Genomic DNA, 23,685 nt, shown 5'->3' on the forward strand with positions numbered 1-23,685 from the left:
AATGAGAACCGGCATCGCTATTGGCCTTGGCTTGAGCATTTTGTCGCTAGCTTCCTGCCAATCAACATCGACTTTGGACATGGAACAAAAACAAGTTCACTCTGGCCTCTCAATCAATGATATCTCATTCTCTACTGATGATTTGATAAAAGCATATCCCGGATCGGAAAAATATAACCCCGGACGTTATTTCATCGCTTTGATATTCTCAGAATCCGGTGAAATGAAATTTCAAAAGCTGCAACGCGATATGGTTGGAAAACCACTGACAATTAAGTTTGATGCAAAAATCATTTCTTCGCCAATATTGGTCGAGATTATACCTGACAATGAAGTGCAGATATCAGGTGGTTTCACAGAAGAAGAAGCCCAGAGAATAGCCGGCAGGCTTTCACCGACAAAAAACTAAACGGGTTTCCAGACACGCCGTTCTTCGGCGATGCGAAGCACATCAAAGGCAGCCTGTGCAGCCTGGAATTTCTTGGCCGCATCTTCATCACCCGGATTGACGTCAGGATGATATTCTTTGGCCATCGAACGCCACGCTTTTTTCACCGCATCAAAATCAACATCGGGCGTCAGATCAAAAATCTCCAACGCCGTCATTTCATCACGCGAACGACTGCCATCACCAGAGCCCATCCAGCTATAATGAGCGGCCTCTTGATAAGCATCAGCATCACGCTGTTCATCGGCTTCACGCTTTTTGCGCTCTTCCTTGTCGAGCCCTTCGAAATAGTCCCACCCGCGATTATATTCGGCCGCGTGCGTTTGGCAAAAATGCCAGCGTTCCGGACTGTTGGGAGATTTTGGAGCTGGGCAGCTTCCCGCTTCGTCGCAACCATGACGGTCACAGATTTTGACCTGCTGCGCTTCACGCGAGCTTTCGTAGCTTCCCCAACGTGGGAAGCCCCAATTGTCTGATCGTTTTGCTTTGGGCATGATAATGCCTCTATCAAATACTGCCGCTAACTACCAGCCTCTTCGACGCGCTAATTGCGGGACAAAATATTTGTGTTGGCACGTTCGAGATCCGGACGTTGCTCAAGCTCGGGTTGACTGTTTGCAAGTGTGGCCCAATATCGCGCCGAACTTGGCGACTTGGGAACGCCCTGTCCGCGATCATGAAGCTGCGCCCAGATCGCCCTTGCACCGGCATATCCGCCCCTCGCAGCAAGCGAACAATCCTTGGCCACCTTGTCCGCCTGTCCGCGTTGATATTGCAGTTCACATATCCAGTTATTGCCTTCAACATTTCCGTCATCAGCCAATAGCCGAAGCTTTTCCATGGATTGTTTGAACTGCTTTCCATAGATGCCCAGAGCATAAGTTGCATAGGGATGCCCCCGATCGGACGCGGCATCAAAAAGCTCGATCGCCCGCTTTTTATCGGTGATACCAAACTTTCCTTCCCAAAGAGCAAAGCCCAGGTGGGATTGCGCTTTGGCATATCCTTGAGCCGCCGCGAGCAAATAGAGTTCCAATGTGCGGCTTGCTTTATCCGGTTCGTTTTCTTGAAAATACCAGGCGAGTTCAGTCTGTCCAGCAGGGTGGCCTTGCGCCGCTGACTTTTCAAGCCAGCCCAATGAAATCTTTAGGTCTTTGCGGACACCGACCCCGAGATGATACATATATCCTAGGAACGATTGCGCCAGAGGATCGCCTTTGGTCGCAAGTTGAGTCAAATCGGCGACACCCATAGTATCGAGAATTTCCCCTACCAATATGGTCTCGTCCTCAATGGCCAACCGGTCCATAGGAATGTCGATTGGTGATGCGACTGGAACAGAAGATGCCCGATCCGGATCATCAGACATATCTATTGGCTCGTTGAGATAGAAATCCTCAAACCAGCTACCATAGTGGAACGGTTGCTGCGGACCCAGATCAAGCTTCCTGGTATTGGTATAAACTTCTCTCGATACGACCTTGAAATAATCGGATAGCTCCAGACCGGGAATGGCAAGCTTGCTCGCGATTGCTTTGGCAAAGGGGCTGGTTTTGGAATCCACTGGGGCTGCATCCAAAGCGGGCTTTCCTTTAGCGGTCGAATAGAACACGGCACCTTGAGTCATCTCGAGCAATCCCATTGGCGAAATGCCGCCATCCGGATCGTCGCTACTTTCATCTTTGAGCCGCACGATTGGGTCTGACGTCCGACAAGCATCCATAAAAAAAAGGTTGAAATTTTTGGCCTTTGATGCCGCCTCCAGCATCTTTTCAAGCGGCAGAAACTCGGTATCCAGTTCATCTTTGGACGCAAAAGCCGGCGCGTCTACCGGTACCATAAAATTGCGGCCATTATATTCGAAACCATGTCCGGCATAATAGACCACAGCGCTATCGGCCTTTGCTGCTTTGGCGGCAAAAACCTGGGTCGCACTATTCAACTCTGCAATGTTCGCATCGCGTACGTCAATAATCTCAAAACCCGCTTTTACAAAGGCCGTACAGACATGATCAATATCATTGACCGCATTCGCCAAAGCAGGCCAGTTAAGGTCATCATAAGCGCTAATACCGATGAGCAGCGCAACGCCCCGTTCCCCTTGTGCGGAAGCGCATTTCGCGTCGGCGGGATGATCAAACCCGAACAGGCAGACAAGAACTAGGCAGCTGAGCCAAAAATTTTTCATGCGACAGCCTATCACTGATAGCCCAATGTTCAATGATCAATTCGAAAATACCAGAGGGTCTGTAAGCCGGGTTCTGTCCATCCGTCGAAACGGAATAGCCAGCCATTCATCTGGGCCATGTATTGCTACGTGGCTCAAGCAACCAACCCGGGCAGCAAGCCGAAAAAGCCATAAGCCGCCCCTATTTGGTTTTGCTCCAGGTGGGGTTTACCATGCCAGGCCTGTTGCCAGTCCCGCGGTGCGCTTTTACCGCACCCTTTCATTGTCACGTGATCGAAATCGTCGCGACCTTCTTTCTGTTGCACTTTCCCTAGGGTTACCCCCGCCGGACGTTATCCGGCACCTTCTAATCGTGGAGCCCGGACTTTCCTCGACATAAATGCCGCGGCTGGCCGACCCTCTGGTGCGCTCTATTTAGTGATTCCGCGCTCTCTGTCCAACATTAAAGACAAAAGCAGCGAACGGCACTCGGCATCAATCTCGCCATCGACTGTTTTTTGCCGAAACCGCCGTTGAAAAGCGATAACGGCAGCTTTTTGGTTCACAATGTCATAACCATAGCGTTCCAAAGCTCGCATGAAACCAAGGTCCGACCAAGGCGGGTCTCCCTGTTTCTCCGTCGGTTTTTTCAGTGCGATACCGTGATCGGCCAATCGTTCCCAATCGAACAATTCGCCGGGGTCCTGCTTTCGTGCCGGAGCCAAATCACTATGGCCAATGACGTTGGCTGGCAGAATATTGTGCCGCTGCACTATTTCATGAGCGAGCTGGGTTACCGATACCATTTGTTCTTCCGGGAACGGCACATAGCCCCATTCATGACCAGGGTTGACGATTTCGATTCCTACGCTCGCACTATTCACATCGGTAATACCGCGCCAGGACCCGCGCCCTGCGTGCCATGCGCGCTTTTCTTCGTCGACCATTTGGACGATTTGGCCATCTTCGGTTACCACATAATGGGCCGACACCTTGGCCTCCGGGTTAGCCAACCAGTTTATGGCCGAAGCAGCATCCTTCATCCCGGTATAGTGCATCACAAGTATGCTGACCGGCAGACTACGCTCGTCATAATTGGGGGACGGCGTCAAAATCACGTCCATAGAAAAATCCTTTGCCTGCTCAGGCGGTGACAATAGCACCCAAAAGCAACTCTGTCCCAGATGGCGGAGAAATCCTTAGATCCCCACCATTTTTTAACGCCAGTTCACGGGTCATCCACGCCGCTGCCGTGCGTGCGCTCAGATCAATTTGGTCAATTGTACCATCCAAAGCAGTCCTTATGCCATCATCGAGCGCGATTTTAGCGCCTTCTGCCCGGACGACAACTTCAATGCCCTGGTCGCCCTGCTCTGCACCGACTTCGAGGCTGCCACCTCTGACGAGCGCTTCTTTAGCAATGAGCGCCAGATTGAGGAGGATTTTAATCGCCTTTTTTGGCAGTGCTTCGCCCTGCAATGCCCAACCCAGTGTGATTTTCCCGGAATCCCCGATCAAAGACTCAATCAGTTGTCGCGCTTCGGCTGGATCGACATTGTCTCCAAATCCACCCGCAGCGCCAAATGCCAGTCGAAAATATTTTAACTTATCCGCAGAAACTCTTGCGCTGTCTGCCAATAGATCCATGCAACGGTCGCGCATCACCGGATCAGTCTCGTCTTCCAACAATTCCAGCCCGTTGTTGATTGCTCCCACCGGACTCAGCAAATCGTGGCATATCTTCGAACAAAGCAAGGCCGCCAGATCAACTTCATTATTCGACATATAGATGCGCCTTCAAACTGTGATTTCTATTCCGCTGCTATCTGGCCTTTTGCATCAAAGCAATCAAGCTCGATTGCGTCAAACCGGCCATAATTCTTTCCCTCATCGACAGCCCGCCATGCTGCTGCATCCTGACCATTCACAATCAACCAGATCCGTCCATCCGGTGCGGCGCTCTGCGCATCCGTTTTAGAAGGGTGCACGGTGCCGGTAGGATGGGAATGATAATAGCCCAGTATATTCACGCCACCGCTACGCTGCTTCTTCTCTGCGGCGATCAAGCTTGCCGGGTCGATCTCGAAATGACGACGTGGGTCCCGCGCAACATTTTGCGTCGCTCGATAGGAACTCACCCTTCCATTCAGGCCGAATAAAATGCCGCAAATTTCCTGCGCCGCATCTGCCAGAGCCAACCGCTGGATTTCCGCTAACATGGCGCTTGATATAAAGACTTGCATGGCCCACATCTACGCGATGAATGCGGAGCAATCTACAATATCCGGAATTTTACCGGTTTCAGAAAAAAAACAACGCCTGGATGCTGCTCTGACCGAAGCAGTGGATGGCCTTTCGCGCGAACGGGTGAAGGCACTTATTTCGGGAGGGCACCTGATTATTGATGGCGCTCCCTTCACCGACCCGTCAGCCAAAAAACTCGCAGGCAAGACGTTTGAGCTCACCATACCGGAACCGATTGAAGGACCAGCGCTGGCCCAAGATATTCCTCTGGAAGTGATTTTTGAAGATACCCATCTGATCATTATCAATAAACCGCCCGGTATGGTCGTCCATCCCGCCGCCGGGCATCCGGATGGCACGCTGGTAAACGCCCTGCTTCACCATTGCAGCGGAGAATTGTCCGGTATCGGCGGTGTGACCCGCCCCGGTATTGTCCACCGGATCGACAAAGACACATCCGGATTGATGGTGGCCGCCAAGACCGATGCCGCGCACCAAGGTCTTAGCGCACTGTTCGCAGAGCATGACATAGAGCGTCGCTATCTGGCTATCGTCAACGGCCGTCCCAATCCGCCTTCTGCTACGATCGAGGGCAATATCGGACGCAGCAACGTCAATCGCAAGAAAATGGCCGTTGTAGGCGACGACAAAGGCAAGACAGCCATGACCCATTATACGGTCAAAGAAACCCTCGATGGGTCTGCTTTGGTCGAATGTACGCTGGAAACGGGTCGCACCCATCAGGTGCGTGTCCACATGACTCATATCGGTCATAGCTTGATCGGCGACCCGCTCTATGGCGCTCGTCGAAAATCATTGCTTTCCCGGCGAAAAGATATTCAATTTGGACGCCAAGCGCTCCATGCTGGTAGTCTTGGATTTGTTCACCCCATATCGGGCGAAAAAGTGATGTTTTCTATTGGTTTTCCGGACGATATGCAGGAACTATTCATGAAGTTGCGTATATAAGGAACACATCTTATATATGCTTTTGACCAAAGGGTGCTTGATGAGGCCCGGCGGCACAACCTTAGAAGGAACTAATATGGCTAATGGTAGCAACGTTCCGGCAAAAATCCCTGCTTTAGGGGGGGACGCAAGCCTGAACCGGTATCTCTCGGAAGTTCGCAAATTTCCGCTTTTGAAACCCGAACAAGAATATATGCTGGCGAAACGCTATTCTGAACATAAAGATCAGGAAGCTGCAGCCCAGCTGGTCACGTCGCATCTGCGACTCGTCGCGAAAATCGCGATGGGCTTTCGCGGTTATGGCCTGCCGGTCTCGGATTTGATTTCCGAAGGCAATGTCGGCCTGATGCAAGGCGTCAAAAAATTTGAACCCGATAGGGGATTCCGCCTCGCGACCTACGCAATGTGGTGGATCCGCGCGTCAATTCAGGAATATGTGCTGCGAAGCTGGAGCCTCGTAAAAATGGGGACCACCGCCGCACAGAAGAAGCTTTTCTTCAACCTGCGCCGGATGAAAAACAATCTCGATGCCTTCGAAGATGGTGATTTATCGCCGGAAGACGTTCAGAAAATCTCTACCGACCTCGGTGTCGCCGAACATGAAGTGGTCAATATGAACCGCCGCATGTCAATGGGCGGCGATGCGTCGCTAAACGTCACACTTTCTTCGGAAGATGGTGATGGTGGCCAATGGCAGGATATTTTGGAGGATGATGGCCCGCTGCACGATGAATCCATCGCTGCAGCACAGGAAGCCGATTTTCGTCACGAAATGCTGACAGAAGCCATGGGCTCGCTCAACGAGCGTGAACAGCACATCCTGGCTGAGCGCCGCTTGTCTGAGGATCCAAAAACTCTCGAAGATCTCAGCAAGGTCTATGAAGTGAGCCGCGAACGCATTCGTCAAATCGAGGTGCGCGCATTTGAAAAACTGCAAAAAGCAATGCTTCGCATCGCCGGTGAAAAACAGCTTCTTACAACGAGTTGATTCTCAAAGCTCACGCTAAATCTATTTGATAAAACGCCCCGAAACATGATTTGTTTTCGGGGCGTTTTGCATTTAGATTGCCATGATGCGGGCCATCAAATTTCTCTTCAAATTTGGAATATATTTCATATTGATCACCGTGGCGTGGGTCGGGCTTTATGCCATCGTTCCTCCCCCCATTACTGCGACCATGATCATGGACGAGAATAGCATCACCAAAGACTGGACGAGTTTCGACGCTATATCTCCCAATATGGCGCGGGCCGTCATAGCAGCCGAGGATAGCAAATTTTGTAACCATAATGGGTTCGATACTGAGGCTATTCAGAAGGCATTCGAAAAAAATGCCAAAGGCGGCCGGATAAGAGGTGGCTCGACCATCTCTCAGCAGGTCTCCAAAAATGCGTTCCTCTGGCAAGGCGGGGGCTTCTTTCGCAAAGGACTAGAAGCCTATTTCACATTCCTGGTCGAAACCATCTGGAGCAAGAAACGGATCATGGAAGTCTATCTCAATATCGCCGAGACGGGCATTGGCACTTATGGTGTTCAGGCAGGTGCACAGCGTTATTTCAAAAAAGATGCGCAAGATCTAACCAGAATAGAAGCCGCGCGCATCGCGGCGGCCCTGCCCCTGCCCAAGAAACGAGCTGTAATCGGCGCCAGCGGCTTTACCCGCCGCTATGGCAACACGATTGCTGCCCGGATCAATGTGGTCAAGCGGGATAAGCTGGACAGCTGTATCTATAAATGACGTCTGGACTGGCCGTCCGCACTAACCAAAGCGCTATTAGGCGGCGTCTTCCTTCTTGGCCTTGCTACTCTTGGCGATGACCTGAACAGGGTCTTTGGTGCCTGCAACAACATCCTTGTCGATAACAATTTCATCGACGCCGACAAAATCAGGCAGATCAAACATCGTATCGAGCAAAATATTCTCGACAATCGACCGCAATCCACGCGCCCCAGTCTTCCGTTCAATCGCTTTTTTGGCAACCGCAATCAGGGCATCATCGGTGAAGGTCAGTCCAACATCTTCGATTTCGAATAGCTTACGATATTGCTTTACCAGCGCGTTTTTCGGTTCCTGAAGAATGGTAACGAGCGCGTCGATATCTAGATCTTCTAGCGTCGCTATGACCGGCAAACGGCCAACAAATTCAGGAATTAGGCCAAATTTGAGCAGATCTTCCGGTTCACCCTGAGCCAGCAACTCACCGACTTTACGCTCTTCAGGCGCAGCAACATGCGCTCCAAAGCCAATAGATTTGGCTTCCAAACGATCACCAATGATCTTCTCAAGACCAGCAAAAGCACCGCCGCAGATAAAGAGAATATTGGTGGTGTCTACCTGCAGGAATTCCTGCTGAGGATGTTTGCGCCCGCCTTGCGGTGGAACGCTGGCGGTTGTGCCTTCCATAAGCTTCAACAAAGCTTGTTGGACGCCTTCACCGGAAACATCCCGGGTGATCGATGGATTCTCGGCCTTGCGGCTAATTTTGTCGATTTCGTCAATATAGACAATGCCGCGCTGGGCTTTCTCGACATTATAATCCGAAGCCTGCAGCAATTTGAGGATGATATTTTCAACATCTTCGCCGACATAGCCGGCTTCGGTCAGGGTCGTCGCATCTGCCATCGTGAATGGGACATCGAATGTCTTCGCCAAAGTTTGTGCCAGCAATGTCTTACCGCAACCGGTGGGGCCTACGAGCAAGATATTAGACTTGGCCAGTTCGATATCACCAGATTTTGCCGCGTGATTGAGCCGTTTATAGTGATTGTGAACAGCAACCGACAATACCCGCTTCGCACGATTTTGACCAATCACATAGTCGTTCAACACATCGCAAATTTCTTGCGGTGTCGGGACTTCACCATCTTTACGGCCGGTGACCGCACCTTTGGTTTCTTCACGGATAATGTCATTGCAAAGCTCAACACATTCATCGCAGATAAAAACAGTGGGTCCGGCAATCAATTTGCGGACTTCATGCTGGGATTTGCCACAGAAAGAGCAATAGAGCGTGCTCTTCGAATCAGATCCCGTCAATTTCGTCATAAAAAGTCCTTTAAACCGGCCAGTATTGCAACCTAACCGTCAAATTCTAAAATGCCACCGCTTTTTTCGCGGCTTTACTGGCCGATACGCGAGTCTAGCAAATATGGCTTAAATTTCATTTAGGGCAGCGCTAACCGCTTATTTAGCATCTTCTGCCGGCACGGGGCGCTTGTCATAAACTTCATCAACCAAGCCGAATGCCTTGGCTTCGTCCGCTTCGAGGAAAGTGTCGCGGTCCATAGCCTTTTCAATTTCAGCAACGGGCTTGCCGGTATATTTGGCATAGAGGTCGTTCATCCGTGACCGGATTCGCAAGATCTCTTTTGCCTGGATTTCGATATCAGAAGCCATACCCTGCGCACCACCTGATGGCTGGTGCACCATGATCCGGGCATTTGTGGTTGCCATTCGCATACCCGGTTCACCGGCAGCGAGAAGGAAGCTTCCCATGGAAGCCGCTTGTCCCACGCATACAGTACCAACACGGGGCCGAATATATTGCATCGTGTCATGGATCGCCATGCCCGCTGTCACCACTCCACCCGGAGAGTTGATATAAAGATAGATATCTTTCTTCGGATTTTCTGATTCCAGAAACAGCAATTGTGCCGTGATGATCGACGCCATCCCGTCTTCAACCTGTCCGGTGACAAATACGATCCGTTCGCGAAGCAAACGAGAAAAAATATCGAAGCTGCGTTCGCCACGGTTGGATTGTTCGATAACAACGGGAACGAGTGCATCCACTACTGGATTACGATCGCCAGAATCAAACGGGTTCATGAAATTTCCTTTGTTAATTGACAGCCTATATCTGGTCTCTGCGCCTCGCAATCAACCCCCGATTGCATCAACATGACATTGCGTGCGATTTATCCTCGGTCTATGAGGATTTCAAACAACAATTCCACCAGTTTCAGGAGAGTTATATGTCGCCCTTTTCACCATCTATTGCACCATTTTCAAACGGAGAGGATAGCGAAGCGTCAAATCCTATGGGCATGATGATGAACAAGTTCCTCGAAACACGCACCGTCCTGATTTTTGGCGGCGTTGATCAGAAGCTTGCAGAGCGGGTGACCGCGCAAATTCTCTATCTAGATCATTTGAGCAACGATCCGATTCGTTTGATGATCAACTCTCCCGGCGGCCATGTCGAATCTGGTGATACGATCCATGATCTCATCAATTATATTGATTCGCCGGTTGCCGTGGTTGGCACAGGCTGGGTCGCCAGTATCGCCACACATATTTTCTTGGGCGTTGCACCGGAACAGCGTTTCTGCCTGCCTAACACCCGCTTCTTGATCCACCAGCCCTCTGGCGGTGCCGGTGGGAAGGCTTCGGATATCGCTATCCAAGCCGAAGAAATTGTCAAAATGCGCGAACGAATCGCCCAAAAAATTGCCGCAGCTACTGGACAGCCGATGGATCAGGTGATGAAGGACATTGATCGCGATTATTGGATGTCTACCGACGAAGCCAAGGAATATGGCATTCTCGGGACGGTGATCAACAAAGCTAGCGAAGTCAGCTTCTAATTGCTTCCACCGGGCAGGATTGCCCTGCCCGGTGGAACATTTACATTATTTCTTGGCCGGCGCCTTTTTGGCAGCTGGCTTTTTCGCCGCCGGCTTTTTGGCAGCAGCCTTTTTAGCCGGGGCCTTTTTGGCTGGCGCTTTTTCTGCAGCAGCTTTGGCCGGAGCTTTTTTGGCAGCTGGTTTTTTCGCCGCCGGTTTTTTCGCAGCAGCTTTCTTAGCAGGCGCTTTTTTCTTAGCAGCTGGTTTGGTTTCAGCCTCGTCTTCTGCTTCGATCGCAGCTTCTAGCTCATCGCGCGTTACTTTGCGGTCGGTGATATCCGCTTTTTCAAACAGGAAGTCGACGACCTTGTCTTCATACATCGGGGCACGAAGTTGAGCCGCAGCCATTTGATCCTGCTGGATATATTCTACAAAACGATCGCGGTCTTCGGGACGATATTGCTGGGCGGCCTGCTGGATCAACATAGACATTTCCTGCTGACTGACCTCGACGCCATTGGCTTGACCGATTTCTGACAGCAATAGTCCGAGACGAACGCGACGAACGGCGATCTCGCGATATTCGTCCTTCTCGTCTTCCATTTCCTTGCGTGCCGCAGCGGAATCTTCTTCCTGCTCAGCTTCTTGCTCAAGCTGTTGCCAAATCTGGTTAAACTCAGCTTCGACCATGCCAGGAGGCACTTCAAAATCATGACTTGCAGCCAGCTGATCAAGCAACTTGCGCTTCATATGCGTGCGGGTAAGGCCGTTAAGCTCCTGCTCGATTTGCCCTTTGAGCAATTCGGTAAGCTGATCAATGCCTTCTAGTCCCATGGACTTGGCCATCTCGTCATCGGCTTTGGCCGCTTTGGGCTTCTGCACTTCACCAACAACAACATCGAAAGTGGCATCTTTGCCCTTCAAGTCTTCGACATTATAATCATTCGGGAAGGTTACTTTGACGAGCACTTCGTCATTGGCTTTCTTACCCACCAGCTGATCTTCAAAGCCGGGGATCAAACGACCGGAGCCCAGTTCGATCGCCATGCCTTCGCCGGTACCGCCTTCAAACGGTACGCCATCGACTTTGCCTTCAAAATCGATCAGGCATTGGTCACCAAGCTTTGCCTTGTAAGACTTGGCTACGGTTTCAAACTGTTTCTGGCTCTCAGCGAATTTCTGCAAGGATTCATCAACGGTTTTCTTGTCCGCTTCAACCTGGAGCCGCTCTAGCTTGAGACCTTCAACGTCCGGTGTCGGAACATCCGGCAGGATTTCAAGGTCGATCTTAACATTCGCATCTTTGCCAGGCTCATAGCCATCATCAAGATTGACATTAGGCTGCATCGCGGGACGCAGCTTGTTATCCGCCATTGTTTTTTCGATGCTTTCTTGCACGGTGCTGCTCAAAGCATCCTGCATCAAGGCATCATTGTGCATTTTGCGCACGAGATTCGCTGGGACCTTGCCCTTGCGGAAGCCCGGCATGTTCACTTGCGGTGCCATTTTTTTGACTTCGGCATCAACACGCGATTCGATATCTTTCGCGGTGATCTTTATTTCATAGGCCCGTTTCAGACCTTCGTTCAGCGTTTCAACAATCTGCATGACTATCCTTTGATGCCTTCATATTCGGTGTTTTCCGATAGATATTGAGACTTACTTGGTGCGGGCGAAGGGACTCGAACCCCCACACCCGAAGATACCAGAACCTAAATCTGGCGCGTCTACCAATTCCGCCACGCCCGCCCAGTTAAGTCGTCAAACTCTATCGAAGTACGATTGACCCGCGCGCCTAGCGTAAAGGTACGTTGAGAGCAAGAGGGGTTTGTGAAGGATTCATCCCAACACCTTCTTCAACAACTCATTCACCACCTGCGGATTGGCTTTGCCCTGCATTGCTTTCATCGTCTGACCGACGAAGAAACCGAACAGCTTGTCCTTGCCGTCGCGATATTGGGCGACCTTGTCTTCGTTGGCCGCCATCACTTCGGCGATCACTTTTTCAATCGCGCCGGTGTCGGATTCCTGTTTGAGACCCTGTTCCTCGACAATTTTTGCGGCACCGTCACCGGTTTCGAGCATGATCTCGAACACCTGTTTGGCGATCTTTCCGGAAATCGTGCCGTCAGCGACCAATCCTAGCAATTCTGCCGCCTGGGCCGGAGCGACCGGACTGTCTTCTATGCCGACGCCTTTCTTGTTGAGTGCGCCGAATAGTTCGGACGTCACCCAATTGGCCGCGCTGCTGGCGATTTTTTCAGGCTGATCGGTTGTTTCGAGCAATTCCTCAAACCACAGCGCTGTTTCATGCTCTGCGGTCAGCACGGCTGCGTTATAAGCGCTGAGGCCAAGAACCTTCTTGTACCGCGCGCGCTTTTCGTCCGGCAATTCCGGAAGGCTTGCCTTGCAGTCGAAAATGAAATCATCTTCCAGTTCCAGCGGCAGCAAATCAGGATCGGGGAAATAGCGATAGTCGTGCGCGTCTTCCTTGGAGCGCATGGACCGCGTTTCACCCTTGTCTGTATCAAACAGGCGGGTTTCCTGTACCACTTCACCGCCATCCTCGATAACATCGACCTGACGCTGGGCTTCATATTCGATGACCTGCTGGATGAAGCGCATCGAGTTCACATTCTTGGTCTCGGTCCGCGTACCAAGCTCATCACCGGGCTTGCGCACAGAGACGTTGACGTCGGCGCGCATCGAGCCCTGCTCCATATTGCCGTCGCATGACCCGACATAGCGCAGAATCGAACGCAGCTTGCGGACATAGGCCGCGGCTTCCTTCGGGGATGCCATGTCCGGCTTGGAGACAATCTCCATCAGCGCGACGCCGCAACGGTTGAGATCGACATAAGACATGGTCGGATGCTGATCGTGCATCAACTTGCCGGCATCCTGCTCGATATGGATCCGTTCGACCCCAATGGCCTTGCCGTGGGCATCGGGATCTTTCTCATCGAGAGAAATCTGGATAACGCCCTCGCCCACGATCGGGTGGTATAGCTGCGAAATCTGATAACCCTGCGGCAGATCGGCGTAGAAATAATTCTTGCGGTCAAAGCGCGAATATTTGTTGATCTCGGCATTGATCGCCAATCCCGTGCGCACCGCCTGACGGACGCATTCGCCGTTCAGCACCGGCAGCATGCCGGGCATGGCCGCGTCAACGAGGCTGACCTGTGTATTCGGCTCTGCGCCAAATTCTGTGGAAGCACCGGAAAAGAGTTTCGATTCGGAAGTGATCTGGGCGTGGACCTCAAGGCCGATTACGACCTCCCAATCACCGGTCGCACCCTGTATAAGATATGTTGATTCAGTCATTTCTACCACCACTGCTCCGGTTTCGCTACAAATCCGGCGCGTTCTTCCAATGCCAATCCTGCGTTAAACACGCCCTGTTCGTCCAATGCCTTGCCGATGATCTGAAGGCCAAGGGGCAGTCCCTTGCCGTCCAATCCACCCGGAACCGAGATTGCTGGCAATCCAGCCAATGAACTCGGCACCGTGAACACATCATTCAAATACATGGCCAGCGGATCATCACTTTTCTCGCCCAGTCCGAAGGTAGCACTCGGCGCGGTCGGGGTCAGCAGCAAATCGCAACTATTCCAGGCCTTGTCGAAATCCTGCGAGATTAGCGTCCGAACTTTCTGCGCCTGGGTATAATAGGCATCATAATAGCCTGCGCTGAGCACATAGGTGCCGATCATGATCCGGCGCTTCACTTCCGGTCCGAAACCGGCTTCGCGGGTAGCGGCATACATGTCCTGCAGTCCTGCGCCGTCCGGCAGGTCGCGCATTCCGTACCGCACGCCGTCATAGCGCGACAGATTGGACGATGCTTCGGCCGGCGCGATGATATAATAAGCTGGCAGCGCATATTTAGTGTGCGGCAGCGAGACATCTACGATCGTCGCCCCGGCATCTTTCAGCATCTCAATGCCTTTTTGCCACAGCGCATCAATCTCTTCCGGCATATTGTCGACGCGATATTCCTTGGGAATACCAATTTTCTTGCCTGAGAGGTCGCTATTCAGCGCCGCTTCCCAATCCGGCACAGGCAGGTTGAGCGAGGTCGAGTCCTTCGCATCAAAGCCAGCCATGGATTCCAGCATAATCGCGCAATCCCGAACATCATGGGCCATCGGACCTGCCTGATCCAGCGAGCTAGCAAAGGCAATCGTGCCCCAGCGCGAGCAGCGGCCATAGGTTGGCTTGAAGCCCGTAATACCAACGAAAGCGGCGGGCTGGCGAATAGAACCACCAGTGTCTGTTCCAGTTGCGGCGGGCGCAATGCGTCCGGAAACAACCGCAGCGCTGCCGCCCGACGAGCCGCCCGGAGCCAGATCGACATTACCGCCATCATTGCGCCGCCAGGGCGAGATTACATTGCCGAATGCGCTGGTCTCGTTCGAGGACCCCATCGCAAACTGATCCATGTTCAGTTTGCCGAGCATCCCGGCGCCCGCCTTGAAAAGGTTCGATGAGACGGTCGATTCATATTGCGGCGTAAAGCCTTCCAGAATCAAGCTACCCGACGTCGTTGCAACGCCCTCTGTGCAAAAAAGATCCTTCATGCCAATCGGCACGCCAGCCATTTTGCCAAGTGTATCGCCCGATGCCTTTGCTTTGTCAGCGGCATCGGCTGCCGCAAGGGCATGTTCCGGCGTTTCAACCAGAAAGGCATTGAGCGACTTTGCCGCACTCACACGAGCAATGAAGGTCTCGGCAACTTCTGTTGCGGTAAAATCGCCGCCAGCAAAGCCATTTCGGATATCGGCTATACCGAGTTCAAATATATCGGTCATTATTCGATCACCTTCGGAACAGCAAAAAAGCCATGTTCGTCGATCGGGGCATTGGCGAGGACTTTCTCGCGAATCTTGCCGTCCGTGACGACATCATCGCGCAGTCGCAATTTGTTCGGGATCACAGCCGTCATTGGCTCCACCTTCGAACAATCCACTTCGCTCAGTTGATCGACCCAACCCAAGATCTGGTTGAGCTCGGGCACAAAGGCATCGGCCTCGGCATCGGTAATCGCAATCCTGGAGAGATTTGCGATTTTTTTGACAGTATCCTTATCGATTGACATGACTCATTCTTTTTCAGTTCATCTTTTTTCGGGTATTTCGGAATTAAATTGTGTACCGAGCGCCGCTAGCACTGGCGCGAAGCGGCTTCAAGCGGATTGAGGCCCTAGCCATCGACTTGGAGTAGATTTTGGCCCGTAAATTTTTATATTTTGTTGTCTGCATGTTCGTTCTCGTGCTCGCAGGTGCGTCCGTTTACCGCATCTATGGAGAAGATCTTCTAGAAGTAGCGCTGGTGCCCGACACCGAATTCACAGCCCAAGAAATTCTCGAAACCAATGTATATGCCGACACCGGCATGTGGCTCGCTCGCCCCGAACTGGTGAAAGGCAACCCTGCACTTTGGCTTCCCAAAGGCTTTGCGGATCCAGAGGCAATGCAGCCAGTCGACAAAAAAGCTGCAGTTTTCTTTGTTCATCCCACTTCATTCATAAAAAGAAATCGCTGGAATGCGCCACTAGACCATCAAGAATCACAGGCCCGTGCCCGCATATTTCTGCGTGGTCAGGCTAGTACTTTTAACGCAATTGGCGAAATTTGGGCACCGCGCTACCGGCAAGCCACAATGGGAGCCTTTCTGACGGAAAAACCGGAAGGTCAGCAAGCCTTGGATGCTGCCTATCAGGATGTTCTGATGGCATTTGACCATTTTTCGTCGGCAATTCCTGGAGATCAGCCGATCATTCTGGCCGGACACAGCCAAGGCAGCTTGCATTTGACAAATTTACTCAAAGACCGGGTTGCGGGAACACCGCTCGCGAACAGAATAGTCGCAGCCTACGTGGTCGGCTGGCCGGTCTCTGTCGATACCGACATTCCGGAAATGGGCCTGGATATCTGCGAAGCGCCCGATCAGACCCGCTGTATAATGAGTTGGCACAGCTTTGCCGAACCAGCAGAATATGGTAGAATCATTCAAGTCTACGACATGACCATCGGTTTCAATGGCCAGCCGCGCAAAGGTACGAAGCTATTGTGCAGCAATCCGATCAATGGCGATATCAATACGTCTGCCGAAGCGGCGGCCAATCTTGGAACTTTAGTGCCCAATGAAAAGTTAAGCGACGGTACCTTGATCACTGGAGCGGTTCCCGCGAAATGCGACGATCGAGGATTTCTGCTAATCGGAGACCCACCAGACCTCGGCCCCTATGCCTTGCCCGGCAACAATTATCATGTTTATGACTATAACCTGTTCTGGACCAATGTGCGCGCGGACGCGGGCCGGAGGATGACAGCATTTCTGGCACGTTAATCTCGGATGACGTCTCGGCCTTTAGCCAAGCTCTGCCCAATTGCGGTCGGTTGCTCGGCCTGGACATCGGGACAAAGACAGTCGGCATGGCTCTATGTGATTCAAACTGGACCTTTGCGACAGCGGCAGAAACGATCGAGCGTCGCAAATTCTCCAAAGATCTGGACCGCATCAAAACCGTGATTGTCGAACAGAATATTGTTGGCCTTGTTGCTGGCTTGCCCCTCAATCTCGATGGCAGCCAAAGCCAGCAAACGCAGGCAGCCCGGTCTTTTGCGCAAAATCTAAAGCCGCTGGGCCTCCCTATTTTGCTTTGGGACGAACGTTGGAGCACCCAGGCTGTGACCCGCGACTTGATCGCTTCTGATGTCAGCCGCAAAAAACGGGCCCGGGTCGTCGATAAAATGGCGGCAGCATATATTTTGCAGGGAGCGATAGACAGGCTTGCCGCGCTGGAATGATGGCTCTATAGCACCCGCTTTAATGACATCGATAGAAACAACATCGTCGCAACCGTTCCCCGCAGGGTCGGATGCATTCCCTCATCGCCATCTATTGGGTATCGCGGGGCTACACCCCTGGGAGATATTATTTCTGTTGGAAGAGGCCAAACAATGGGTCGATCTCAACAAAAAATCCAGCAAACATGCGAACCGGTTGGACGGCCTGACTGTCATCAACGCCTTTTTCGAAAATAGCACACGGACTTTGCTGTCTTTCGAGATTGCCGGGAAGCGCATGGGCGCGGATGTGGTCAATATGCATGCGGCACAATCGAGCGTCAAAAAAGGCGAAACCTTGATTGATACAGCGGTCACATTAAACGCAATGAAGGCAGATGCCATTGTGATCCGCCACGGCAGTTCCGGTGCCGTACGACTGATCGCCGACAAGGTGGACTGTCCGGTTCTCAACGCCGGCGATGGCAGTCATGAGCATCCCACGCAGGCACTTCTAGACGCACTGACCATCCAGCGCCGCAAAGGCGACATCAGCGGCCTTACCGTCACCATTTGCGGCGACGTCATGCACAGCAGAGTCGCCAGATCAAATATCTATTGCCTCACAACGCTCGGAGCCAAAGTCCGGGTCTGTGCGCCGCCTTCCCTCCTTCCCGCCGCTCTTGATCGGTTTAACGTCGAAGTGTTTACCAATTTTGACGAAGCCCTTGAAGGGAGCGACGTCGTCATGATGCTCCGTCTGCAGAATGAACGGATGAATGGCGACTTCATCCCTAGCCCCCGCGAATATCACTATCTTTATGGATTAACACGCGAACGGTTAAAGCTCGCGAAAGCGAATGCGCTCGTGATGCATCCTGGCCCGATGAATCGGGGAGTCGAGATTGATAGCGATGTCGCCGATGATCTGGATCATTCCAGTGTTACCGAACAAGTCGAAATGGGAGTTGCTGTGCGAATGGCCTGCCTGGATGTGCTGACCCGCAAGTCTCGCGGTGTGGAGGATTGGTCATGACTCAGTTGTTTACCAATGCGCGCTTGGTTCTTCCCGATGAAGGAGAGCCCAGATCAGGCACGCTGCTGATAGAAGATGATCGTATATTGGAGGTTGGAGATTCTGCTGCAACCGAAACAAAAGCACAAATCGACTGCAAAGGCAGAATTTTGGCTCCTGGCATTGTCGACCTTGGTGTTTTCGCGATCGACAAACCGGCCTTTCACTTCGGTGGAATCACCCGCGCAGCGCTAATGCCCGATCAAGCCCCTGTCCTCGATTTGCCCGCGATGATCAAACATAATGCCGTAGAAGGAAAACCGGACCTTTGGTCTCATCCCATTGCTGCCGCAACCAAAGGCTTGGAAGGCATGCAGATAGCAGAGATCGGGTTGATGAAACGGTCCGGCGCCAAAGCGGTTGCCACTGGCAGAGAGTGGATTGCGAATAGCAGCCTCATGCTGAAAATTCTGCAATATTGTAAATCACTCGATTTGCCGCTGTTGGTGCACAGCGAGGATGCTAGCCTGACCGATGGTGCAGTGGCCACCGAGAGTGAAACCGCCACCCGACTGGGATTGTCCAGCGCCACTGCCGCCGCTGAAACCATATCAATCGCCCGTGATATCGCGCTTGTTCGCGAAACCGGCGCCCATGTGCATTTTCGTCAAGTGACAACGGCTGACGGCTTGGATATCATCCGTGCTGCCAAATCGGAGGGCCTTTCTGTTACCTGCGGGATTACACCTGCCCATCTTCTCTTGTCGGATATCGCGATCAGCGATTTTCGGACTTTCACCCGTCTTTCCCCTCCCCTTAGAAGCGAAGACAATCGTCTGGCCTGCATTGCCGCTGTTAAGGATGGCACAATCGACGTCATCGCTTCCGGCCACGATCCGCGAGGTGTAGAAGACAAACGACTACCTTATGCAGAAGCCGCCCCGGGCATGGCTGGCGCGGAGACGCTGCTCGCTCTCTCGCTCACACTGGTCCGCGATGGCACGATTTCTATCGGCCGGCTATTTGAGCTTCTATCGACCAATCCGGCAAAAATTTTGGGCGTTGATGCTGGCTTGCTACGGTCTGGCTATGAAGCGGACTTCATCTTGATCGACGAGGATAGTCCGTGGCAAGTCGATACCCGCAAGATGGCCGCTGCCGCCGGCAACACCCCGTTTGACGGGCTACCCGTCCAGGGCCGCGTTACCGCAATATATAAAGGCGGCAGAGCTTGTTAGCCCGCCGCCTTTAAAGAATTTGGAAGATATTAGCGCGAAGCTAGCTTTTTCGGCGCACGACTGGCCATACGGGTTGGCGCGACTCTTTTGACGCCTTTCGTATGCCGCACAATGCAGCTGCCGCCTTTTGCTTTAATGCCGACACACATAGCTTCTGCCGTTTGTGCATTGCCAAAGCCGATAGCTGCCAAGCGATAGAGCGTTTTACCGTTCACGCTAATCCGCGAGCTGGCATATTCAAACGATTTCAAATCACTGTTCTTCGCGGATAAGATTCCCCAAGCGCGTTTGGCGCCTTCAGGAGAAGAAAATGCGCCCAATTGCACCAAATGGCTACCAGAAGTCGACCGGGCTCTCTTAACCGATTTGACCGCTGGCTTGTATGACACCCTTTGCAGGACAGGCTGAGCAGAGGTACCGATCGGAGTAGCCCGACTGGTTTCCACCACAAATTTTGTTTTCGGGGCCACCCGGGTTGGGTTGGTTTCGGCCCTGATCACCGGAACTTTTGCAGATACCGGAGCGGCTGCGCTGCTCGCTGGAACCGGTACGCTTTTGCTGGCAGGAACCGCGGCCGGTTTTTTGACAGGAGCGGAGACTGCCGCCACTTTAACATTATTTTCTTTTGCAAGAAAATCCACGTCACTTTCAGCTCTAGGTGCTGGTCCAATTGCTGGCAAAGGAACATTGCGATCAAAACTCGCGACTTCCCGTCCGTAATCTTCTTCCGAAGACGCAGCAACACTGACTGGCACTGCGGATGGATTGAGCGCCAGTTGAACCGGCTGGCCTGGATCATTCGCGACTGGAGTCACATTGAGCAAAGTCGCAACACGCGTTTTATACGCACCGGGTCGAGCCATTTGGGCCCATTGCATAACTCGATCATTAACCGATGCTGGTTCCACGTCCTGAACAGCCATCACTTTTGCTTCTTTCCAACGACCATCCAAAGCATATGCCAGACCGAGGTTCTGACGGGTACGGCCTGTGACATTGGATTCCCGAATAGCTTGCTCAAGAACTTCAATGGCGGTCTTGCTATCGCCCGAAAGCGCCAAAGCGAGACCATAGTCAGCGGCTGGAATATATTGGCGATTGTTAACGACAAGCGCTTTGGCCTTGCTGGCTTTGCCTTGACCCAATTGCGCGAGGCTGAGGCTCAGGATCGTACGAGCATCCAGCTTGCCAAGTTCCATGGCATCCTGAAAACTGCGTTCGGCAGAAGCCAGGCGACCAGCGGCCAGATAGGCTTGCCCAAGAAGAGCGCGTGTTTCAGGATCACTGCCAACGCCGGCAACCGAACGTTCGGCATATGTAATAGCCGCTTCCGTTTTGCCTTTGGCCAGTGCCTTTTTGGCTTTTTTGGCATATTTGGCACCGTCTTTCACCGTTGCCGGTTTGCTCGACACGGATGCGGTAGAACCGCCGCCAAAGGGGCCACAACCGGTCAACACGGTGGTGAACACCATGGAGGAAGCAGCCATTTTCAAAATCACATCGCGTTTCATTTCTATGCCCTCGCAATAAAAGTCAGTCGTATCCGTACAAAATTAAATTCAAACCCTGTTATGCAGCCCCACGCGACGGAACGCGTTCGGCCAAGTCGACTAATTCGGGGATAGTCCTCAAATATTCGTCCACAGCTTTGGTTACCAATTGTTGTGCCGAGACGTTTTGCACCGCCGTCGCCAGTCGCAATTTCAAATGTCGTTCCGGATCCAGTCGCAGGGTAAAAGCTGTTTTGGCCTTGCGTGTCCTGGACTTGGTTGCCGGACGGGATTTCTTGGTTACCCGTTTATGCTGTCTTGCTGCTTCCAAGACCGCAGAATTTTCAGCCAGTGGCTGAACTTCGCGGGATATCGAAAGCGGTACAGGTGCACCGGCTGTTTCTGGTTTCGCCGTTACAGGCTCAACCGCATCTGGTTGTTTCTGACCGAGTTTGGCGGCTATTTCTTCCTGCTGCTCTCTGACGGCAGAGCCAGGATTTGGAATTGCGCCAGCCAACGGATTATGGTGAACGGGATCAATCGGATGAGCTTCATGATCAGGGTCAACATCATAACCCATATCATTCCATCCTAGATCTTCATGCGTATCACCCTCATCCTCTGACATATTATCAGGAAAATTGGTAAAGCCCTGACGACGCATCGCCGGCTTTGCTCCGCCTTTTCGAGCCAGTAAGCTGGATGAAAGAGACGCTAATGGTTTTGGTTCACTCATTTTTTCAGCCTCTCCGATCACGAACCAATTACCCGGCGACCAAAATTGCCGCCTGGCCGTTGGATCCCTGGATTGACATTCTGTGCCATCGCCGGGGCGCTGAAAATTGTTCTGCGGAAATTTTTCTCAAGCCGGTCGGAGATATAGGTCCAAAGATGGACTATCTCTTGAGCCGAACGGCCTTTGGGATCGACTTCCATGACGGTACGGCCATCGATCATCGATCCGGCAAAATCGGTGCGGTGATGAACGGTGATAGGCGCAACAGTGCCATGCTGTGACAGTGCAACCGCCGCTTCGGAAGTAATCTTGGCTTTCGGCGTTGCGCCGTTCACCACGAAGAGAAGAGGCTTGCCTGCGCGTTCACACAGATCGACGGTTGCGCCGACGGCTCTGAGATCATGCGGGCTTGGACGTGTCGGAATAACAATGAGTTCGGCCACCGATATGACACTTTGAATGGCCATCGTAATAGCTGGCGGTGTGTCAATAACGGCAAGTTTGAAGCCCTGCTGACGCAAAATGGCCAGATCGGAAGCCAGTCGCGATACCGTTGTTTGCGCAAATGCCGGTAGTTCAGCTTCCCGTTCGTTCCACCAATCTGCCAGAGAACCTTGCGGATCAATGTCGATTAGCACAACGGGACCTGCCCCGGCCAGTTGAGCCTGTACAGCAAGATGACCCGACAATGTTGTTTTGCCGGAACCGCCTTTTTGCGAAGCCATCGCTAGAACTCGCACGCTATTCCCCTTGTTCATTCGCGGCAGAAATTGCCTAAAAAACTCTATTCGGATGCTTTTGTGACAGAACAGCGCTAAAATAGGGTTAACGAGAACCGAGAGAATTTTACCTTGGTGAAAAAAAGTTTACATTGCTTCGACCGGAAATTCATGAATGGTCTTCTTTTTTTTGCTAGACTTGAAGAGTCACAGCAGTTTAGCAATGCGCAACTGGCTAGCATCGCGCTGTTTTTGTAAATTGATTACCAAGGAATATTCCATGAAGAAGGCCAACCGCTCCATCGTTCCAATGCTCAGTTTAGCGCTTGCGCTGGTGGCAACACCGGCCTTGGCTGATGTAAAAGCCGGCGTCGATGCTTGGGGGCGTGGTGATTTTCAAACCGCTATTAAGGAATGGCGCGGTCCTGCGAACAATGGCGATGCTGATGCACAGTTTAATCTGGCGCAAGCCTATAAGCTTGGCCGTGGCGTTCCCAAGGACATGAATCAGGCAGAGAAATGGTATAAAAGCGCCGCCGACAAAGGGCATCTCCAGGCGAATGACAATTATGGACTGGTGCTCTTCCAGAATAATCGCCGCAGTGAAGCTCTGCCTTATCTGCAAGCATCAGCTCAACGCGGGGAGCCAAGAGCACAATATGTTCTCGGGACCGGTCACTTTAATGGGGACTTCGTAGAAAAGGATTGGGTCAAGGCATATGCACTTATGACCCGTGCATCAGCGCAAGGCCTCCCGCAGGCCACGTCCAACCTGTCCCAGATGGATCGCTTCATTCCAGTCGAGGATCGGCGTCGTTCGATCGCATTGGCCGGTCAAATGGAGCAAGACGAGAAGCGAGTCAGGACCGCACAGGTCGGTGGCCTGCGACCGACACAGTCGACTGGAGCCTTGCAAACCGCCCAACTGCCACCATCCCGCCCGGCTATGCCAAACCCAACGCCAGCGCCCAGCCCGATTACGCCGGGCGCAACTTACGCGTCTGGACCAAATCCTGCCGCTTCAGTTCCTGCTGCGGCTAGCGCACCGGTGCGGGTTGCGACAAGCGGTGACTGGCGCGTGCAGCTCGGCGCTTTTAGCGACGAGAACAAAGCCAAAAATCTGTGGAACAATCTAGAAGGCAGAATATCCGCTTTGTCGGGATTGCAGCCCTATCTGGTCAAAGCCGGTGGAATCACGCGCTTGCAGGCCGGGCCTTTTGCAACCCGGGCGCAAGCTGGATCCATGTGCAACAGCGTCAAAGCCTCGGGCAATGATTGCATTGTAAAACGGCGTTAGA

At 52.4% G+C, this 23,685-nt stretch carries 24 protein-coding genes, 1 tRNA gene and 1 other RNA gene; 10 read left to right on the forward strand and 16 right to left on the reverse strand.

Features of this window, described 5'->3' with window-relative positions; genetic code table 11:
- Window position 1: 1 nt before the first annotated feature.
- On the forward strand, window positions 2-409 hold the full coding sequence (locus ABJV08_RS11775) for a hypothetical protein (protein ID WP_348038122.1): 408 nt from the start codon (window positions 2-4) through the stop codon (window positions 407-409).
- Here the strand turns inward: ABJV08_RS11775 and ABJV08_RS11780 are convergent.
- From ABJV08_RS11780 to ABJV08_RS11805, 6 genes are all read right to left on the reverse strand, one after another.
- Complete coding sequence (locus ABJV08_RS11780; protein ID WP_348038120.1) at window positions 406-942, reverse strand: DnaJ domain-containing protein; 537 nt, start codon at window positions 940-942, stop codon at window positions 406-408. The genes ABJV08_RS11775 and ABJV08_RS11780 overlap by 4 nt on opposite strands.
- A 50-nt stretch (window positions 943-992) precedes the next feature.
- Complete coding sequence (locus ABJV08_RS11785) at window positions 993-2,636, reverse strand: caspase family protein (RefSeq protein ID WP_348038118.1); 1,644 nt, start codon at window positions 2,634-2,636, stop codon at window positions 993-995.
- 46 nt (window positions 2,637-2,682) lie between these two features.
- An RNA gene (gene rnpB / locus ABJV08_RS11790) (RNase P RNA component class A) lies at window positions 2,683-3,040 on the reverse strand.
- Window positions 3,041-3,046: 6 nt separating this feature from the next.
- Window positions 3,047-3,739 carry an N-acetylmuramoyl-L-alanine amidase gene (locus ABJV08_RS11795; RefSeq protein WP_348038116.1) on the reverse strand — a complete coding sequence of 231 codons (693 nt, stop codon included), beginning with the start codon at window positions 3,737-3,739 and terminating at the stop codon, window positions 3,047-3,049.
- A gap of 19 nt (window positions 3,740-3,758) precedes the next feature.
- Window positions 3,759-4,400 carry a histidine phosphotransferase family protein gene (locus ABJV08_RS11800; RefSeq protein WP_348038114.1) on the reverse strand — a complete coding sequence of 214 codons (642 nt, stop codon included), beginning with the start codon at window positions 4,398-4,400 and terminating at the stop codon, window positions 3,759-3,761.
- Between the two features lie 26 nt (window positions 4,401-4,426).
- Window positions 4,427-4,867, reverse strand: a complete 441-nt coding sequence (locus tag ABJV08_RS11805) for a M67 family metallopeptidase (protein ID WP_348115249.1) — start codon at window positions 4,865-4,867, stop codon at window positions 4,427-4,429.
- A gap of 7 nt (window positions 4,868-4,874) precedes the next feature.
- On the opposite strand from ABJV08_RS11805, the gene ABJV08_RS11810 reads away from it, so the two are divergent.
- The 3 genes from ABJV08_RS11810 to mtgA all read left to right on the forward strand — a co-directional run bounded on the left by ABJV08_RS11810 (window position 4,875) and on the right by mtgA (window position 7,567).
- Entirely contained in the window at window positions 4,875-5,828 is a 954-nt protein-coding gene (locus tag ABJV08_RS11810; RefSeq protein WP_348038224.1) for an RluA family pseudouridine synthase, read from the forward strand.
- A 76-nt stretch (window positions 5,829-5,904) separates the two neighbouring features.
- Window positions 5,905-6,816, forward strand: coding sequence for an RNA polymerase sigma factor RpoH (gene rpoH, locus ABJV08_RS11815; protein WP_348038110.1), 912 nt, complete (start codon window positions 5,905-5,907; stop codon window positions 6,814-6,816).
- A gap of 82 nt (window positions 6,817-6,898) precedes the next feature.
- Window positions 6,899-7,567, forward strand: a complete 669-nt coding sequence (gene mtgA / locus ABJV08_RS11820) for a monofunctional biosynthetic peptidoglycan transglycosylase (protein ID WP_348038108.1) — start codon at window positions 6,899-6,901, stop codon at window positions 7,565-7,567.
- A gap of 36 nt (window positions 7,568-7,603) precedes the next feature.
- Here mtgA and clpX read toward each other — a convergent pair whose 3' ends face one another.
- Entirely contained in the window at window positions 7,604-8,875 is a 1,272-nt protein-coding gene (clpX, locus tag ABJV08_RS11825; protein ID WP_348038106.1) for an ATP-dependent Clp protease ATP-binding subunit ClpX, read from the reverse strand.
- Window positions 8,876-9,013: 138 nt separating this feature from the next.
- On the reverse strand, window positions 9,014-9,658 hold the full coding sequence (locus tag ABJV08_RS11830; protein WP_348038104.1) for an ATP-dependent Clp protease proteolytic subunit: 645 nt from the start codon (window positions 9,656-9,658) through the stop codon (window positions 9,014-9,016).
- A gap of 146 nt (window positions 9,659-9,804) precedes the next feature.
- On the opposite strand from ABJV08_RS11830, the gene ABJV08_RS11835 reads away from it, so the two are divergent.
- Complete coding sequence (locus tag ABJV08_RS11835; RefSeq protein ID WP_348038102.1) at window positions 9,805-10,416, forward strand: ATP-dependent Clp protease proteolytic subunit; 612 nt, start codon at window positions 9,805-9,807, stop codon at window positions 10,414-10,416.
- Window positions 10,417-10,461: 45 nt separating this feature from the next.
- Here the strand turns inward: ABJV08_RS11835 and tig are convergent, their stop codons facing one another.
- From tig to gatC, 5 genes are all read right to left on the reverse strand, one after another.
- Window positions 10,462-12,003, reverse strand: coding sequence for a trigger factor (gene tig, locus ABJV08_RS11840; protein WP_348038100.1), 1,542 nt, complete (start codon window positions 12,001-12,003; stop codon window positions 10,462-10,464).
- Between the two features lie 56 nt (window positions 12,004-12,059).
- Window positions 12,060-12,144 (reverse strand) — tRNA-Leu (locus tag ABJV08_RS11845).
- A 90-nt stretch (window positions 12,145-12,234) separates the two neighbouring features.
- The gene (gene gatB, locus ABJV08_RS11850; protein WP_348038098.1) at window positions 12,235-13,722 is read right to left on the reverse strand and encodes an Asp-tRNA(Asn)/Glu-tRNA(Gln) amidotransferase subunit GatB; all 1,488 of its coding nucleotides are present in this window, start codon (window positions 13,720-13,722) and stop codon (window positions 12,235-12,237) included.
- Window positions 13,723-13,724: 2 nt separating this feature from the next.
- Window positions 13,725-15,209, reverse strand: a complete 1,485-nt coding sequence (gatA, locus tag ABJV08_RS11855; RefSeq protein WP_348038096.1) for an Asp-tRNA(Asn)/Glu-tRNA(Gln) amidotransferase subunit GatA — start codon at window positions 15,207-15,209, stop codon at window positions 13,725-13,727.
- Window positions 15,209-15,496: an Asp-tRNA(Asn)/Glu-tRNA(Gln) amidotransferase subunit GatC gene (gene gatC, locus ABJV08_RS11860; RefSeq protein WP_348038094.1), complete on the reverse strand. Its 288-nt coding sequence runs from the start codon at window positions 15,494-15,496 to the stop codon at window positions 15,209-15,211. The genes gatA and gatC overlap by 1 nt, the downstream gene beginning before the upstream one ends.
- 128 nt (window positions 15,497-15,624) lie before the next feature.
- On the opposite strand from gatC, the gene ABJV08_RS11865 reads away from it, so the two are divergent.
- Genes ABJV08_RS11865 through ABJV08_RS11880 form a run of 4 tightly spaced genes read left to right on the forward strand, consistent with a single transcriptional unit; the run spans window position 15,625 to window position 19,442 of the window.
- Window positions 15,625-16,749, forward strand: coding sequence for a DUF3089 domain-containing protein (locus ABJV08_RS11865; protein ID WP_348038092.1), 1,125 nt, complete (start codon window positions 15,625-15,627; stop codon window positions 16,747-16,749).
- A complete protein-coding gene (ruvX, locus tag ABJV08_RS11870) occupies window positions 16,749-17,210 on the forward strand; it encodes a Holliday junction resolvase RuvX (protein ID WP_348038222.1) in 462 nt (153 codons plus the stop codon). The genes ABJV08_RS11865 and ruvX overlap by 1 nt, the downstream gene beginning before the upstream one ends.
- Window positions 17,211-17,232: 22 nt before the next feature.
- The gene (locus ABJV08_RS11875) at window positions 17,233-18,225 is read left to right on the forward strand and encodes an aspartate carbamoyltransferase catalytic subunit (RefSeq protein WP_348038091.1); all 993 of its coding nucleotides are present in this window, start codon (window positions 17,233-17,235) and stop codon (window positions 18,223-18,225) included.
- On the forward strand, window positions 18,222-19,442 hold the full coding sequence (locus ABJV08_RS11880; RefSeq protein ID WP_348038089.1) for a dihydroorotase: 1,221 nt from the start codon (window positions 18,222-18,224) through the stop codon (window positions 19,440-19,442). The genes ABJV08_RS11875 and ABJV08_RS11880 overlap by 4 nt, the downstream gene beginning before the upstream one ends.
- 29 nt (window positions 19,443-19,471) lie before the next feature.
- Here the strand turns inward: ABJV08_RS11880 and ABJV08_RS11885 are convergent, their stop codons facing one another.
- Genes ABJV08_RS11885 through ABJV08_RS11895 form a run of 3 tightly spaced genes read right to left on the reverse strand, consistent with a single transcriptional unit; the run spans window position 19,472 to window position 22,408 of the window.
- Complete coding sequence (locus tag ABJV08_RS11885; protein ID WP_348038088.1) at window positions 19,472-20,953, reverse strand: SPOR domain-containing protein; 1,482 nt, start codon at window positions 20,951-20,953, stop codon at window positions 19,472-19,474.
- Between the two features lie 58 nt (window positions 20,954-21,011).
- Window positions 21,012-21,668, reverse strand: coding sequence for a hypothetical protein (locus ABJV08_RS11890; protein ID WP_348038087.1), 657 nt, complete (start codon window positions 21,666-21,668; stop codon window positions 21,012-21,014).
- A 17-nt stretch (window positions 21,669-21,685) separates the two neighbouring features.
- On the reverse strand, window positions 21,686-22,408 hold the full coding sequence (locus ABJV08_RS11895) for a ParA family protein (RefSeq protein ID WP_348038085.1): 723 nt from the start codon (window positions 22,406-22,408) through the stop codon (window positions 21,686-21,688).
- A 259-nt stretch (window positions 22,409-22,667) separates the two neighbouring features.
- Here ABJV08_RS11895 and ABJV08_RS11900 point away from each other — a divergent pair, with 259 nt between their 5' ends.
- Window positions 22,668-23,684, forward strand: a complete 1,017-nt coding sequence (locus ABJV08_RS11900) for an SPOR domain-containing protein (protein ID WP_348038083.1) — start codon at window positions 22,668-22,670, stop codon at window positions 23,682-23,684.
- The last annotated feature ends 1 nt before the right edge of the window (window position 23,685 follow it).

This window comes from Parasphingorhabdus sp. (assembly GCF_039982395.1).
In the GTDB taxonomy this organism is placed as follows: Bacteria; Pseudomonadota; Alphaproteobacteria; order Sphingomonadales; family Sphingomonadaceae; genus Parasphingorhabdus.

Excerpts from the sequence above, each read along its gene's own strand:
- ABJV08_RS11775 (WP_348038122.1), top strand. The coding sequence starts at position 2 with ATGAGAACCGGCATCGCTATTGGCCTTGGCTTGAGCATTTTGTCGCTA.
- ABJV08_RS11780 (WP_348038120.1), bottom strand. The coding sequence starts at position 942 with ATGCCCAAAGCAAAACGATCAGACAATTGGGGCTTCCCACGTTGGGGA.
- ABJV08_RS11785 (WP_348038118.1), bottom strand. The coding sequence starts at position 2,636 with ATGAAAAATTTTTGGCTCAGCTGCCTAGTTCTTGTCTGCCTGTTCGGG.
- ABJV08_RS11795 (WP_348038116.1), bottom strand. The coding sequence starts at position 3,739 with ATGGACGTGATTTTGACGCCGTCCCCCAATTATGACGAGCGTAGTCTG.
- ABJV08_RS11800 (WP_348038114.1), bottom strand. The coding sequence starts at position 4,400 with ATGTCGAATAATGAAGTTGATCTGGCGGCCTTGCTTTGTTCGAAGATA.
- ABJV08_RS11805 (WP_348115249.1), bottom strand. The coding sequence starts at position 4,867 with ATGTGGGCCATGCAAGTCTTTATATCAAGCGCCATGTTAGCGGAAATC.
- ABJV08_RS11810 (WP_348038224.1), top strand. The coding sequence starts at position 4,875 with ATGAATGCGGAGCAATCTACAATATCCGGAATTTTACCGGTTTCAGAA.
- rpoH (WP_348038110.1), top strand. The coding sequence starts at position 5,905 with ATGGCTAATGGTAGCAACGTTCCGGCAAAAATCCCTGCTTTAGGGGGG.
- mtgA (WP_348038108.1), top strand. The coding sequence starts at position 6,899 with ATGATGCGGGCCATCAAATTTCTCTTCAAATTTGGAATATATTTCATA.
- clpX (WP_348038106.1), bottom strand. The coding sequence starts at position 8,875 with ATGACGAAATTGACGGGATCTGATTCGAAGAGCACGCTCTATTGCTCT.
- ABJV08_RS11830 (WP_348038104.1), bottom strand. The coding sequence starts at position 9,658 with ATGAACCCGTTTGATTCTGGCGATCGTAATCCAGTAGTGGATGCACTC.
- ABJV08_RS11835 (WP_348038102.1), top strand. The coding sequence starts at position 9,805 with ATGTCGCCCTTTTCACCATCTATTGCACCATTTTCAAACGGAGAGGAT.
- tig (WP_348038100.1), bottom strand. The coding sequence starts at position 12,003 with ATGCAGATTGTTGAAACGCTGAACGAAGGTCTGAAACGGGCCTATGAA.
- gatB (WP_348038098.1), bottom strand. The coding sequence starts at position 13,722 with ATGACTGAATCAACATATCTTATACAGGGTGCGACCGGTGATTGGGAG.
- gatA (WP_348038096.1), bottom strand. The coding sequence starts at position 15,209 with ATGACCGATATATTTGAACTCGGTATAGCCGATATCCGAAATGGCTTT.
- gatC (WP_348038094.1), bottom strand. The coding sequence starts at position 15,496 with ATGTCAATCGATAAGGATACTGTCAAAAAAATCGCAAATCTCTCCAGG.
- ABJV08_RS11875 (WP_348038091.1), top strand. The coding sequence starts at position 17,233 with ATGACATCGATAGAAACAACATCGTCGCAACCGTTCCCCGCAGGGTCG.
- ABJV08_RS11880 (WP_348038089.1), top strand. The coding sequence starts at position 18,222 with ATGACTCAGTTGTTTACCAATGCGCGCTTGGTTCTTCCCGATGAAGGA.
- ABJV08_RS11885 (WP_348038088.1), bottom strand. The coding sequence starts at position 20,953 with ATGAAACGCGATGTGATTTTGAAAATGGCTGCTTCCTCCATGGTGTTC.
- ABJV08_RS11890 (WP_348038087.1), bottom strand. The coding sequence starts at position 21,668 with ATGAGTGAACCAAAACCATTAGCGTCTCTTTCATCCAGCTTACTGGCT.
- ABJV08_RS11900 (WP_348038083.1), top strand. The coding sequence starts at position 22,668 with ATGAAGAAGGCCAACCGCTCCATCGTTCCAATGCTCAGTTTAGCGCTT.